General features: G+C 34.6%; 7 protein-coding genes, 1 tRNA gene and 1 pseudogene. 5 read left to right on the top strand and 4 right to left on the bottom strand.

The features are described 5' to 3' along the window. A partial coding sequence (locus F3G70_RS09195; protein WP_188118138.1) for a C1 family peptidase occupies positions 1-5,715 on the top strand: 5,715 nt, incomplete at its 5' end. 115 nt (positions 5,716-5,830) lie between these two features. After that, positions 5,831-9,151 carry a C1 family peptidase gene (locus tag F3G70_RS09190; protein ID WP_149732409.1) on the top strand — a complete coding sequence of 1,107 codons (3,321 nt, stop codon included), beginning with the start codon at positions 5,831-5,833 and terminating at the stop codon, positions 9,149-9,151. Here F3G70_RS09190 and F3G70_RS09185 read toward each other — a convergent pair whose 3' ends face one another. The 3 genes from F3G70_RS09185 to F3G70_RS09175 all read right to left on the bottom strand — a co-directional run bounded on the left by F3G70_RS09185 (position 9,152) and on the right by F3G70_RS09175 (position 11,562). Further along, a complete protein-coding gene (locus F3G70_RS09185) occupies positions 9,152-9,952 on the bottom strand; it encodes a hypothetical protein (RefSeq protein ID WP_149732408.1) in 801 nt (266 codons plus the stop codon). Continuing rightward, positions 9,952-10,608 (bottom strand): hypothetical protein, encoded by a 657-nt coding sequence (locus tag F3G70_RS09180; protein WP_149732407.1) that lies wholly within the window; start codon positions 10,606-10,608, stop codon positions 9,952-9,954. The genes F3G70_RS09185 and F3G70_RS09180 overlap by 1 nt, the downstream gene beginning before the upstream one ends. Positions 10,609-10,845: 237 nt before the next feature. After that, positions 10,846-11,562 carry a DUF4013 domain-containing protein gene (locus F3G70_RS09175; protein WP_149732406.1) on the bottom strand — a complete coding sequence of 239 codons (717 nt, stop codon included), beginning with the start codon at positions 11,560-11,562 and terminating at the stop codon, positions 10,846-10,848. 679 nt (positions 11,563-12,241) lie between these two features. Between F3G70_RS09175 and F3G70_RS09170 the strand changes: the two genes are divergently transcribed. From F3G70_RS09170 to rhuM, 3 genes and pseudogenes are all read left to right on the top strand, one after another. Continuing rightward, a complete protein-coding gene (locus F3G70_RS09170; protein ID WP_149732405.1) occupies positions 12,242-12,922 on the top strand; it encodes a TIGR00266 family protein in 681 nt (226 codons plus the stop codon). Positions 12,923-13,810: 888 nt separating this feature from the next. Further along, entirely contained in the window at positions 13,811-14,410 is a 600-nt protein-coding gene (locus F3G70_RS12445) for a virulence RhuM family protein (protein ID WP_394349327.1), read from the top strand. Continuing rightward, a pseudogene (gene rhuM / locus F3G70_RS12510) lies at positions 14,299-14,762 on the top strand (RhuM family protein). Before F3G70_RS12445 ends, rhuM begins: the two are co-directional and overlap by 112 nt. Positions 14,763-15,217: 455 nt before the next feature. On the opposite strand, the gene F3G70_RS09160 reads toward rhuM, so the two are convergent. Further along, positions 15,218-15,301, bottom strand: a tRNA-Leu gene (locus tag F3G70_RS09160). Positions 15,302-15,361 lie beyond the last annotated feature (60 nt).

The following is a 15,361-nucleotide window of genomic DNA, read 5'->3' as shown; positions in this document are numbered from 1 at the left end:
GGGGCAGTCTGCGCAGCAGACGACATTTCCGATGAGATTATAAGTGATGACGGTCAGGAAGACATGTATATGGTGGATGAAGCTTCATTCACCGATTTGACTGATGAAATAAATAATACTGGCACGACTTTGGATTTAACCAAGGACTATGCCTTCAACAATGCGACTGATGACAGTAATGGTATTGTTATTGCTAAGGATAATTTTGTCCTTAACGGTAACGGCCGCACAATAGATGGAAACAATCAATCAAGACTATTCACCATTAACGGAAATAACATAACATTAAATGATTTGATTTTAATCAACGGTAATTCCGCAAATTGTGGTGGAATACGTGCTGTTGGAACACTAACATTAAATAATGTTACCTTCATTAGCAATCATGCAAACAAAGAGGGGGGAGCTTTAGGAATTAGGGAAGGTGCATTTATTATTTCTAATTGTATATTTATTGATAATTTTGCCGAAAGTGGTTCATCCATTGTTGCTGAGAGTAGTGAAGTGAAACTTTACAATTCAAGTTTTACCTCAAAAAATTCCGCTAAAGGTTCCCAAATTGACTTTTCACATGCTGAAGTTTATATAGAAAACACTACTTTTACCAATATTACTGCATCTTATGCACCGGCGATATATATTAAATATGCTAAAAAAGCTTCAATAGTCAATTCCAAATTCATTGATTTGAAAGCCAATATTACTGCAGGTGCAATTGCTACTAAATCCGGCGGAGAAATATATATTGAAAATTGTGAATTCGAAAATGTTACTTCTTCTAAAAATGGAGGTGCCATTTTTGCTGATGTTGCTGGAGATAAGGAATATGCAGGTAATGTGACCATAATCGGTACCAAATTTAAGGACACCTATTCTGAATTTGGTGGAGCATATGTCCAATTGAGCGGAGATTTCGTGTTAAAGAATACTGAATTCATAAACTCTCATGCTGAATATAATGGAGGTGTGATTTACCTTTCATATACAAATACTGAAATCAATAATTGTACCTTTGATTCAAATGGAGTCAGCATTATTGAAGGATATCTGACATATGGCGGTGCAATATTCTCTGATAAGAGCACACTAAATATAAATGATTCTAAATTTTTCAATAATGGGGCAAGTGCAGGAAGCGCAATATATGCATACGATACATCATACAACATCAGAAATTCAACATTTGAAAACAATACGAACCCTATCTACACTGTTTTCGATGGAGAATCTGTTTTAGAAAACAATGATTATGTTAATGACGGTAATCTCTCACTAAACAACACATATTATGAAACAATAATAATTGGACAAGGCATGCAATTGGTATTGCTTAACAATACCATCAATATCACTGACATTCCAGATAAATTTGATTTACGTGATTATGGATGGGTTTCATCCGTTAAAAATCAGGGTTGGATGGGTGCCTGCTGGACATTCGGAATGATTGGTACCTTGGAATCAGCATTACTGAAAGCTGCAAACATCACAACTGATTTTTCAGAAAATAACATGCAGAATACCATGATCCAATATTCAATTTACGGTTGCGGCGGAACAGGAGAATTTGGAGCCAACATTCTTTCCACAGCTTATTTGTTAAGCTGGCTTGGAGCATTCACACAGGATGCGGATACCTATGATGAAGTTGGAAAAATTTCACCTGTAATCACAACCCTGAATGATGTCCATGTTCAGGATGTGATGTTTACACCGAACATTGAGATACCAAACGGCACACAGCTCAAATTGGCAATCATGAAATACGGTTCCATAGATGTGTCCTTTTTCGGTCAATCAACATATGATGAAGTAAATCCTTATTATAATCCAGAAACCCATGCACAATATGTCGACACGCCTGAAGGTCCAAATCATGATGTTTCAATTGTAGGATGGGATGATAATTATAATGCAAGCAACTTCCTAATCACGCCTCCGGGCAACGGCGCATGGATTGTAAAAAACAGTTATAGTACAGAATGGGGAGACAATGGATTCCTCTATGTTTCATATTACGATAAGACATTAATGAATTCTAAAGACGTGTCAAATTATGCCACTTCAATAATTATTGAAAATACCGAACCATACAATAAAAACTATCAATATAGTCTCATGTGGGGAACAGAGTTCAAATCCGGCAATCAAAATGTAAGTTATATGAATGTATTTGAAGCATTGGACGATGATTTGATTGCGGCTGTCGGAACATACTTCAATAAGGAAGGCAACGATTATACGGTTGAAATTTATGTAAACGACGAATTGAAACTGACTCAAACCGGGGTGTCACCATACTACGGTTACCACACAATCAAGTTAAATGAATACATACCAATTAAAGAAGGTGATGTTTTCAAAGCAGCAATAACTTCAAATGTCGCACCAACCGTTAACTTAACTGATGTCAGGCCACATTACACTCAAAATCTCTCATTCATATCCTTCGACGGAGAATCTATGAAAGATACCTATGACTCAGGTTATATTGTATGTCTAAAAGTCTACACTGTTGCGGATTCAAACAAAAACAATACATTTACGGAATTGGAAAGACTCATTAATGCGGCAGGACAATATCTGACTCTGGACGACGATTATTCATTCTACAATGAAACCGATAATAATACTGGAGTTTTAATCAACAAGGATAATTTTGTCCTTAACGGTAACGGCCACATACTTGACGCAAAAAACCTATCAAGAATATTCAACATTACAGCAAACAACGTTACATTAAAGGATTTGGTTTTAATCAACGGTAATGCTCAAAAAGGCGGAGCGATATATGCCACCGGTTCATCATTAATATTTGACAATTTTACTTTCATTAACAATAATGGAAGTATCGGTGGAGCCATAGGGCTTTACGGGGATTCAACTCTTGTCTGTAACAATTCAAAATTCATTGACAATGCCGGTGAGAGAGGCGCAATATTTGTTCAGAAAGGTGAGCTGGACCTTTACAATGCATACTTAACTTCACAAAGATTTGCCAAAGCAGGTCAAATTTACGGTCACACCGGTTCATCTGTTTATATAGATAATGCTACTTTTGAAAATATTATTACAGACTATTCACCGGCAGTATATCTTACGGGTGCTAAAGCCAGAATATTGAATTCCAAATTTAATAATCTGAAAGCCAATAAGAGTGCAGGTGCAGTGAGCCTTAGGGATGGCGGTGAACTCTATATTGAAAATTGTGAATTCATAAACACTACCTCCTCTAAAAATGCGGGAGCCGTTTATGTGGACATCGCAGGATCAGCTCTTTCCGAAGGTAATGTGACCATACTTGACAGCGTATTTAAGGACACATATTCCGAATTTGGTGGAGCATATATCCAATTGGCAGGAAAATTCTGGCTAAACAATACCCAATTCATAAACACTCACGCCAAATATTATGGAGGAGCAATTTATCTTTCATTTGTAGACAGCGCAATCAGCAATTGTACTTTCGATTCAGATGGCGTTGAATTGATTGATGATTATCCAACCTACGGTGGAGCAATATACAGTGATATCAGTACATTAAACATAACCGATTCCAGATTTATAAATAACCTCGCAGCCGACGGTAATGCAATATATGCATACGATACGTCATATAACATTAAGAACACATTATTTGAAAACAATACAAATGCCATTTATTCTGTTTTCGATAAGGAATGCAGTTTAGAAAACAATACTCTTGTAAATGACGACATCTCAACCAACAATACGTATTATCTGACGGTAGTGGTTGGAGAAGGCATTGAATTAACATTGCATAACAATACCATTAATGTTGCTGCTCTTCCATCCAAATTTGATTTACGTGACTGGGGATGGGTGTCAACAGTCAGAGACCAGGGATGGATGAATGCTTGCTGGACATTTGGAATGACGGGTAGCCTGGAATCAGCATTGCTGAAAGCTACAGATGTTAAATATGATACTTCAATGAATAACATGAAACTCGTGATGAAATATTCACCTTACGGTATTTACGAAGTATTTGAAGGAGGATACAATCTTGCTTCCGTAAGTTACCTGTTAAGCTGGCTTGGAGCAATCCCATATGATGCAGATACCTATGACGAACTCGGTAAAATTACAGCAGTAAACTTAACAGGTCCAAACATCCATGTTCAAGACCTCATATTCGTACCTAATAATGAAATCCCTAACGGTACAGAAATTAAAAAAGCTGTTTTGAAATACGGTTCTCTGGACGTGTCTTATTTCGGACAATCCTCATATGATGAGGAATCCCCTTATTATAATGAAGAAACATATGCACAATATGTAAATGTGCCTGAAAGTGCAAACCATGAAGTTGCCATTATTGGATGGGACGACAATTTCCCAAAAGAAAAATTCCTGGTTACTCCTCCTGGAGATGGCGCATGGATTATTAAAAACAGCTGGGGTCCTGATTTCGGAGACCACGGTTGCATGTATGTTTCATATTATGACCAGTCACTCCTCGCATATACTCCTGGAATGATTGCAAACTATGCTGCTGTACCGATAATTGAAAATACCGTTCCGTACAATAAAAATTATCAATATGATTTGGTATGGATTTCCAATTCTGAAGCGGGAAATGGAACTATAAGTTATATGAATGTCTTTGAAGCACTGGAAACCGATGCAATTGCAGCTGTCGGAACATACTTCAATGGAAGCGGTATCAATTATACCGTTGAAATCTATGTAAATGATGTGTTAAAATTAACTCAGGAAGGAGTATCTCCATATCTGGGTTACCACACAATCAAACTGGATGAGTACATTCCAATCAAAGCAGGAGATATCTTCAAAGCAAAAATAACTTCAAATTGGGTGCCATACATCCTCTTGGATGATACTAGAGTCCATTTCACTAATGGCATGTCATATGTCTGTAAGGATGGGGAAACATGGGAAGACGCTTATGACTTAGGTTATATCGCATCTCTGAAAGTCTACACTGTTGCTATACCGTTCTACACTGAAGATCTGGTAAAAATCTATAAAAACGATTCCAAATTTGAGGCTAATATCGGTGTTGCCAACCAAACCGTTACGTTTGAGGTTAATGGCGGAACCTATAACAGAACCAGTGATGAAAACGGAACTGCCAGAATAGCTATTAACTTAAACCCTGGCGAATACACGATAAAAACTACATTCAACGGCACGACTGTTGAAAATAGCATTACTGTATTGCCTACATTAATTGCTGACAATCTGGTTAAATACTTCAGGAACGCTTCACAGTTCTACGTTACATTAATTGATGGTCAAGGTAATCCTGTAGCAGGACAAAACGTTACCATGAACATCAACGGTGTGTTCTACACCAGAGTGACCAATGAAAACGGTACTGCTCGCTTGAACATCAACCTGAACCCTGGCGAGTACATCCTGACAGCTATTGATCCTTTAACTGGTCTTCAGATGTCCTATAACATCACGGTTTTATCCATATTGGAAGCTGATGATTTGGAAATGAACTACAAGGACGGCTCAACATTCAACGTAACCGTTCTGGATGGTCAAGGCAATCCATTGGCTGGAGTTTCAGTAACTTTCAACATCAACGGTGTGTTCTACAACCGTACAACAGATTCCAACGGAATAGCCAGATTAAACATCAACCTGATGGCTGGCGAGTACATCATTACTTCCGAGTATGATGACTTAAAAATTTCAAATACAATAACAATCAAGGGTTAATTAATTTTAATCCTTTCTTTTTCTTTTTTTAATAATTTAATACATATTAATCACTGAAATCCAAATATAAATACTTAAATACTGATTTTTTACATAAATTTATATTGTGATAATTATGAAGGTCTTAAAGATTATAATCGTCATGCTTATTTTAATCATATCGGTGGGGGCTGTTTGTGCAGCAGACGACATTTCCGAGGAGATTATAAGTAATGATGCTCAGGAAGACATATATATGGTGGATGAAGCTTCATTCACAGATTTGGCCGATGAAATAGAAAATGCGGGCATGACTTTGGATTTAACCAGGGACTATGCCTTCAACAATGCAACTGACAACAATACTGGAATTGTTATTGCTAAGGATAATTTTGTCCTTAACGGTAACGGCCGCACAATTGACGCAAAAAACCAATCAAGAATATTCAACATCACTGCAAACAACGTAACATTAAGCAATTTAGTTTTAACCGGAGGTAATGCTGAAAAAGGCGGAGCAATCTATGCTGCCGGATCATTAATATTAAACAATGTTACTTTCTCTGACAATTATGCATCTAAACAAGGTGGAGCTGTAGGGCTTTACGGGGATGTAACCCTTAACTGTAATGATTCTCTTTTCATTGACAATTATGCCGATGCAGGTTCATCAATATTTGTTGAGAAAGGTAAACTAAACATTTACAATAGTGATTTAAGTTCAAATGTCTTCAATAGGTATTCACAAATTGTTGCTTTTAAAAATTCCATAATCTACGTTGAAAACGTTACTTTTAGTAATAGTAGCTCTTCTTATGCTGCTGCATTATTCTTTAAAAATGTTAAATCAGCAACAATCAGGAATTCCAAATTCATTAATTTAAACGCCAATTTGACTGCCGGTGCTGTAGGTCTTAGAAATGGTGGTGAATTATATATTGAAAACTGTGAATTTACAAACACTACTTCCACCAACAATGGCGGAGCAGTTTTTGCAGATATTATCGGGGAAGATGAATCAGATGGCAATGTAACATTAATTGACAGCGTATTTAGGGACACATATTCAGGATTTGGCGGAGCATATGTCCAGTTAGGCGGAAAATTTTTGCTAAGCAATTCCGAGTTCATTAACAGTCACGCCACCTTCAATGGGGGTGCAGTATATCTTTCATACACAGACACTGAAATCAATAATTGTAATTTCACTTCAAATGGTGTTAAATTGAATGACCAGGATTATCCGACCTATGGCGGTGCAGTATTCTTTGACATGAGTACAATAAGTATTAATCATGTTAACTTTATCAATAACACTGCAAGTGCAGGAAGCGCAGTCTATGCATATGATACATCATATGACATTAAGAATTCCCTATTTGAAAACAATATAAATCCTATCTACACCTTTTTCGATGGAGAATCCAATATAAGCGAAAACAACACTTTCATCAATGATGATAATATCTCAACCAACAATACGTATTTTGCAACAATAATGGGTACTCCGGGTCTGCAATTGACATTGCTTAACAATAGCATTAATGTTAACACTCTTCCGTCCAGATTCGATTTACGTGATTGGGGATGGGTGTCTCCAGTTAAAAATCAAGGATGGATCGGTGCCTGCTGGACATTCGGAATGACAAGTGCTTTAGAATCATCATTATTAAAAGCTACAGGCATTCTCTCTGATCTTTCAGAAAACAGCATGCGAAACGCCCTGCTAAAATATTCAGTTTGGGGGTCTAAAGACCTTTATGAGGGAGCATATAATGCAGCTGCTGCAGCTTATCTGGTAAGCTGGCTTGGTGCATTCATAGAAGATGCAAATCCGTTTGATGAAATGGGAAAGATTTCACCGCATATCTCAACTTTGCAGGATGTTCATGTTCAGGATGTGATGTTCGTTCCTAATGAAGTCCCTAACGGTACACAAATGAAAGAGGCTATAATCAAATATGGCGCTTTGGATGTGGGTTATTTCGGACAGTCCACATTTGACCAGGCAAATCCTTACTTCAATCCAGAAACCAATGCACAGTACGTTAATGTGTCCACACCATCAAATCATGAAGTTTCAGTTGTTGGATGGGATGACAATTATCCGAAAGAAAACTTCCTGATTACGCCTCCGGGCGATGGCGCATGGATTATCAAAAACAGCTGGGGATCTGGCTGGGGAGACAATGGATACCTCTACGTTTCATATTATGATAAATCCTTTGTTGCATCCGGTTCATTAACTGAATATGCGACTGCAATAATATTTGAGAATACTGTGCCGTATAATAAGAACTATCAATATGATATTGCCTGGGCAGGCTCTTTTCTGCAGGGTGAAGGAAATAGGGGTTATTTCAATCAGTATGAAGCACAAGACAATGATGCGATTGCAGCTGTTGGAACATACTTCAATAAGGCCAATGTCAATTATACGGTTGAAATTTATGTAAACGACGAATTGAAATTAACTCAGGAGGGTGTGTCTCCATATTGCGGTTACCACACAATCAAATTAGACAGTTACATACCAATCAAAAAAGGGGATGTTTTCAAAGCTAAAATACTTTCAAATACCATTCCTTTCATTGCAATAGCTGATGAGAGAGTACATTATACTCAAAATCTTTCTTTCATATCTCTTGATGGTGTAAATTGGGGTGATGCATATGATGATGGAATATTGGCTTGTTTAAAAGTCTACACTGTGGATTTACCTATCTACACTCAGGATTTGGTAAAAATCTATAAAAACGATTCCAAATTTGAGGCTAATATCGGCGTTGCCAACCAAACCGTTACGTTTGAAATCAATGGTGGAACATATAACAGAATCAGTGATGAAAACGGAACTGCTTCAATAGCCATTAACTTAAATCCGGGCAACTACACGATAAAAACCACTTTCAACGGCACGACAGTTGAAAATACTATTACTGTATTGCCTACGTTAATTGCTGAAAACCTGGTTAAATACTTCAGAAACGCCTCTCAGTTCTACGTTACATTAATTGACGGTCAAGGTAATCCTGTGGCTGGCAAGAACATTACCATGAACATCAACGGCGTATTTTACACCAGAGTGACCAACGAAAACGGTACTGCTCGCTTGAACATCAACCTGAACCCTGGCGAGTACATCCTAACGGCTTTAGATCCGTTAACGGGCCTTCAGATGTCATACAACATCACGGTATTGCCAACTTTGGAAGCTGAGGATTTGGAAATGACCTACAAGGATGGTTCAACATTTAATGTTACTGTCTTAGATGGTCAGGGTAATCCGTTGGCTGGAGTTTCAGTAACTTTCAATATCAATGGTGTGTTCTATAACCGCACTACAGATTCCAACGGAATAGCAAGGTTAAACATTAACCTAATGGCCGGCGAGTACATCATCACTTCAGAGTATGATGACTTAAGAATTTCAAACACAATTACAATAAAGGATTAATTAATCCTTTTTTTCTTTTTTCTTATTTTTAATTAAATCTTCAAGTCTATCAAATTGATTATCGGCACGTCTCATTACCATTGAAACCGCTAAAGTGGCTGTACCGACACCGGATAAAATAAATCCTCCCCATGCCAATAATAATGAGTCAAGTTTCCCAGCCATTGTCTTTCCTGAAACTTCAAAACTGTTGCTTGTAAATGCATTTGAAACTATAGTGATTGAATCCATAGGGGAAACCTCTTCAACCAGAATAGTAAATAAAAAACTAACCAATATTATTGAAAATAACAGTATTATCGTTATTCCCAAATCGTGATTTTCAGTATATTGCACGAATTTGCGATAGTAAACTTTGATGAAATATAAGTATGCAAAAATATGCAATATATCGTGCCACCCGATTGTAGTCCCAAACAATATTATATTTATGGAACCAAACGGAATTAATAAAAATAATAATATTTTATCTTTAAGTTGATCCTTGCCCATGGTGACAGCAAGATATAATGAAATAATGGTATCCAAAATGGATATGAAGTATAGGCCGTCATTCCAATCGAATATCAGATACAGAATTATCACAACAAAAATCAATATCATTATCAGGAAAAAAACTTGTTTTAAAGAGGATATTTCTTCAGATGGCAGATATTCTAAAGGATTTAAAAACCTTGAATTTTTAAAACCGTTCATTAATTTATCGCTATTAGCAATACGTTTGGCAATATAATAAAGAAGGGCAAAAAATGCTATTGCGACCAAAAACTGTAAAATATAGAATAATATTGCCTCGTCCATTATTCATCATCCCCTTCAATCAATTTCTCTAATTCGGCAAATCTCTTATTGAAACGTTTATTTAAAATTGTTGCTGTTAATGTTGCGGCACCTACTCCGGAAATCACATATCCTCCCCAAACCAACAATAAGCTATTGAGTTTGCCTGAAATGGAATGACCGAAAACGCCATATCCGTTACCTGTAAATTCATTAGAAATCATCAGAAGTGAGTCTAAAGCAGTGACGCCTTCTGCATATTGGGTTATAAAAAAACTACTGAAAATTATTACAAATAATAATATTATCGTTATTCCCAGACCGTTTGAATTGGTGTATTCCATGAATTTGTCGAAATTAACTTTTGCAAAGTATGCTAAAGCTATAATGTGAATTATCTCCAAACAAAGTATTAAACCAAGATCAAATGGCACATATGACATGGACTCGAATGGAATTAATATGAGCAATATGAACTTGTTTTTTGCAGAACTCTTGTCTAACATGATTGCGAAATATAGTGAAAGTGCAATATCAAATATCGCGAAATAAAAGTTATATTCCATCTCAAAACCTACGAAACAATAGAAAATATCTACAATACACAAGGCCATCAAAATTAAATAAAAAATCTGTTTTAAACTATGAACTTCATCTTCAGGCAACAATTCATTCATATTTATGGAATTAAAATATTTATTTTTTAATATTTTATGTATAAATCCGCCTAAAAAGGTTAAAACTAAAAAAACAGTAATTATAATAGCAAATTGAATCAACGTTTCAGCCCATATTTCCACAAATCTTCACCAATTAATTGTATATAATTGATTATTATTAATATTTTAGGAAAAATAATTATTTGTTTAAAAGGATTGTGGATAATAAAAAAAAGAAAAAAAGAATTGGTTTAATTATGCGTCAGAGTATAATAAACCAATAGCTCTATTGTAGAAGAATATAAAGTAAACTGAGAAAATACCTAATAAAACACTGCCGATAGTACTGTTCAGTTTATATAAGTATGCAATGATAATTGCAACGACTATTAAAATAATAGCAATAACAATAACAGTACCTATGATTTTACCGATACCTACTCTGGAAATGTCTCCCATAGCTTCTCCAATAGCTAAAGCGTCACCTAAACTGTCTGATTTTGCTAATCTACATTTAGCCATAAAGTTAGCTAAAGCAAATACGATAATTAAGATTATGCTGATTATGGTAAGTATCCAGTCTCTGAGGAAAAGACCTAAAACTAAAATGATAATTGCAGGAATAATGTAGTAAACAATGTTAACAACAATTAATTTAACAGCGTTTGAGATTTGTCTTCCAATGTCTATTCCAGGACCGTCAGCCCTTCTTTCAATACCATATTTTACAATGTCTAATCCGTATCCGTCAATCAATAACAATACAAGGACAAAAACAATGATTCCAACAATACTTAGTCCACCAAATGCATATGCACCTAAACCTTTTGAGGTGTATGTAGCTGCAAGACTGAGTACTGCTGCACCACCGATGAATGCGGCGATGATAGCTAGAATTACATACAATACTAATGCTTTAATATTTTTAAATGGATATGCTATTGCATCTCCAATAATTTCACCTATACTCATAAAATTTCACCTTTCTTTGATTTATATTAATAAAACTCAACTTTTGAGTATTAATACTTTTATTACTAATTAAATATAAACCTTTTGATAAAATTTTGATTTATTTTAGTTGAAAAGTGGAAAATATATGATTTATGTGCATGATTTATTAAAGAATTTTTTTAAAAGATTTTGATATGAATCAAATAAAAATTTGGTGAATAAAATTCTCTTTTAATCTAAAATTCTTGCTTTTTTGTTTAGTAATATCATTACACTTTTTCCAACTTTAAATGCGGATGATTTGGTTATAAGGTGTAAATACGGATTAAAATTCAATATAACAGTTTTGGATTGTCAAGAAAAACCTTTAACTGATGTGATGTATGTTTCAACAGAATATTTCAGTGAAATTAATCTTTAATTAATTTTCTATGGTAGGTCAGTATTAACATTATGAATTAAAAAAAAATAAATAATTATTTAAAAAGCAAGTGAGATAAATATTTAATGTCTTTAATATAAAAAATATTTGATTAAAGGTTAATAATTGGGACTGCAACATTCCCGTAGATTATTTCTCCTGTATCAGCAGTCAGCATGGCTGATGATAGAAATAAAAAATGTTGTTAATGTTGATGGCAATTAACATGTTTATATGAAACTGTCATTGATAAGGAAATATTTTAGGTGATTTAAAATGGAATATGAAATAAGTGGAGGTTCTTTTCCTATTGTAATCTGCACATTACGAAAGGGCGAAACAATGAAAAATGAAACTGGCGCAATGGCATTCATGACATCAGGCATGAATATGGATACCAATACCGGCGGTGGCTTATTGAAAGGAATTGGAAGAGCATTGGCCGGAGATACAGTATTTTTAAATTTCTTTACTGCAGAATCTGACGGAGAACAAATTGGATTTTCATCATGCACTCCAGGAAAAATCATGCCTATAAGACTGGATGGATCAAATACAATTATCGGTCAGAAAAATGCCTTTTTAGCAGCTGAAGAAAGTGTCGAGGTTGACATATACTTTAGAAATAAGCTTGGAACCGGAATATTTGGTGGTGAAGGTTTTATTCTTCAAAAATTCACCGGAAACGGCATGGTATTTTTAGAAATTGATGGAGAGGTCATTGAAAAGGACTTGGCACCTGGAGAAAAAATATTAGTTGATCCGGGTCACATTGCTGCAATGGAAGAAAGCGTTGAATTTGACATTGAAAGAGTTAAAGGAGCTAAAAATATATTATTCGGAGAAGGATTGTTCTTCTCAAGATTAACCGGACCGGGCAAAGTATGGATTCAAACAATGCCGATATCCAAATTGGCTCAATCAATAATTCCATTCTTACCAGAACGATCTGACTAATTAAAATGAGTTTATGGGGGTTTCCCCTAAATAATTTTTTCTTTTTTTTTTGAAATATACTATATGTTCTTTATTTTATGATGTTTAAAAAGTTAATTATTGTGCAAAATAAAGGTTGATTGCAAATATCCTGAAAGATCCCGTTTAAACGAAGCACAATTTTTGATTGCTGATAAATGCGAGTGATTTCCAAAAACTAATCGGAAATTGGTTGTGAAAAAAACTGAAAAATAAAAACATTACCTACATGACATCCAAAAAATTCATGAAAAATTAAATGTATACTTCATTTAAACAAAAAACCAATTAATTAAAAACAACAATCATATTCTAAAACACAAAATAATCAACCATTCTTTTAATTAGAATGCAGTCAAAAAAATATCTGTTTTTTTAAAATATTGTCGAAGTGTAATTTCGGCTGTAAATGTGTGCCCCAAGCCTCAAATGGCCAAGCCAATATTTCAAAATCATATCTAAAAATTGAATTATTGGGTATACTCAATTCATGTTTTTCATGTTTTTCAAAAAATGTTCATGAAAAACGTGTGAAATAGTTGCAATACTTATTGATTTTTCATCACTAATCCGTTTCATTTATATCTATTCGTCTGGATTTGGAAAATGGAATTGCGCTTTGCCGGCGGTGTCGCAAGAAGTATCATGCCTTTAATGATCTGGTGAATGGCAGTCAGTTACTTTGTTGAAATTTTTCAAGGATTTCAGGTTTTAGTGATATCGATACATGTTTCTTTAAATAGAATGAAATTGTAGTGAACTGGCTTAAGATATGCAAAATATTACTTTGCAAATGCTCTCTCTAATCTTTTATATACATTATAAATCTACTTATTATTATAGCAATTTTAGATATGCGGGAGCTTGAATATGAATAATGATGTTGTAAAAACATTATTATATGTCAGTGAAGACGGAGCAGTAGCCATAAATGTAATTATTGATTTGGAAAATGACATTATGTGGACTACACAAAAAACCATGGCTGAATTATTCGGTAAAAATATCAAAACCATAAGTAAACATTTAACTAATATTTTTGAGTCTGGAGAATTGGTAAAATCAGAAGTTACCTTCAATCCGAACGATTCCACTAATGGTGGAATCGTTATTATTAGCCCTGATGCGAAAACACAACCAATATTATACAATCTGGATGCCATAATCTCAGTTGGTTATCGCGTAAACAGTAAACAGGCAACACACTTTCGTAAATGGGCGACAAGTGTGCTTAGAGAATATATTGTAAAAGGTTTTGCATTGGATGACGAATTATTGAAAAAAGGCAGCAGATTTGGAAAAGATTACTTTGACCATTTGCTTTCCAGAATTCGAGAAATACGTGCTTCAGAGAGAAGATTAATCAAAAAATTACAGATTTATATGCAACAAGTGCCGATTACAATGGGGATGCCGATGAAACAAAAGATTTCTTTGCCGCAGTACAGAACATGTTACTGTTCGCTATAACCGGTCAAACTGCCGCTGAAATCATAAAATCTCGCAGGACAAAAATAAACTTAACATGGGATTGACAACATGGGATGCACCTCATGGAAAAATTTTACAAGCAGATGTGGTAATTTCAAAAAACTATTTAAACGAGATGGAATTGGATTCATTGAATACGCTGGTTGATGGTTTTTTAACATTGGCAGAAACAAGAGCAAATTCTCAAAAACCAAGATTCATGAAAGACCGGAAATCATTACTTAACGGATATCTTGAATTAAGCCAATTGCCTTTATTGGAAGGAAAGGGTAAAGTTTCATCTATTGAAGCTAAAACTCATGCAATAATGAATATAAAGAATTTAGAGTAACACAAGATAGAAATTATGAATCTGATTTTGATAATCTAATTAAATCCATTAAACGGTTGGAAGGTAAAAAATAAATAAACATGTATTGTGGATTAAGAGAGAATGAATCTCCCTTAAACTCTTCATTTAGGGAAATATTTTAGTATATGTAAAATAGGTGGTTAACTAAAAACCATTCAATAATCTTATTGCATTAGTTAAAAGTATAATAACATATTCAAGCATCTAATGCACTATTATATTATTTACCGAGAGAGGATAAATCTCCTCTGGGCAATAGCAATAATTATGAAGTTTTAAAGACTTCAAAAGTACATTAAGATGTACCATATAAAAATCTGTATATATCTTTTTTGATTTAAAAATTAGGAATTATATGCTTCTAATTAATTAAAAAACTATATGATTAAGCAAATATTAATTTAATGATTGTATTTACTTTAAATAAGAAAACATAGGCGCGGTGGGATTCGAACCCACGTAGCAACTAATGCATAAGACCCTGAATCTTACTCCTTTGACCACTCGGATACACGCCTAAAAGAAATATCTGAAAAAGTAATCTAGGTATTGGACTTTAACTATTATGCATTTTTTAG

This window comes from Methanobrevibacter millerae (assembly GCF_900103415.1).
Taxonomy (GTDB): domain Archaea; phylum Methanobacteriota; class Methanobacteria; order Methanobacteriales; family Methanobacteriaceae; genus Methanocatella; species Methanocatella millerae.
Note: the sequence above shows the minus strand (reverse complement) of the source record. Positions and strands in the feature narration are given on the sequence as shown.

Coding starts and splice junctions, on each gene's coding strand:
- F3G70_RS09190 (WP_149732409.1), top strand. CDS start 5,831: ATGAAGGTCTTAAAGATTATAATCGTCATGCTTATTTTAATCATATCG.
- F3G70_RS09185 (WP_149732408.1), bottom strand. CDS start 9,952: ATGGACGAGGCAATATTATTCTATATTTTACAGTTTTTGGTCGCAATA.
- F3G70_RS09180 (WP_149732407.1), bottom strand. CDS start 10,608: ATGAATGAATTGTTGCCTGAAGATGAAGTTCATAGTTTAAAACAGATT.
- F3G70_RS09175 (WP_149732406.1), bottom strand. CDS start 11,562: ATGAGTATAGGTGAAATTATTGGAGATGCAATAGCATATCCATTTAAA.
- F3G70_RS09170 (WP_149732405.1), top strand. CDS start 12,242: ATGGAATATGAAATAAGTGGAGGTTCTTTTCCTATTGTAATCTGCACA.
- F3G70_RS12445 (WP_394349327.1), top strand. CDS start 13,811: ATGAATAATGATGTTGTAAAAACATTATTATATGTCAGTGAAGACGGA.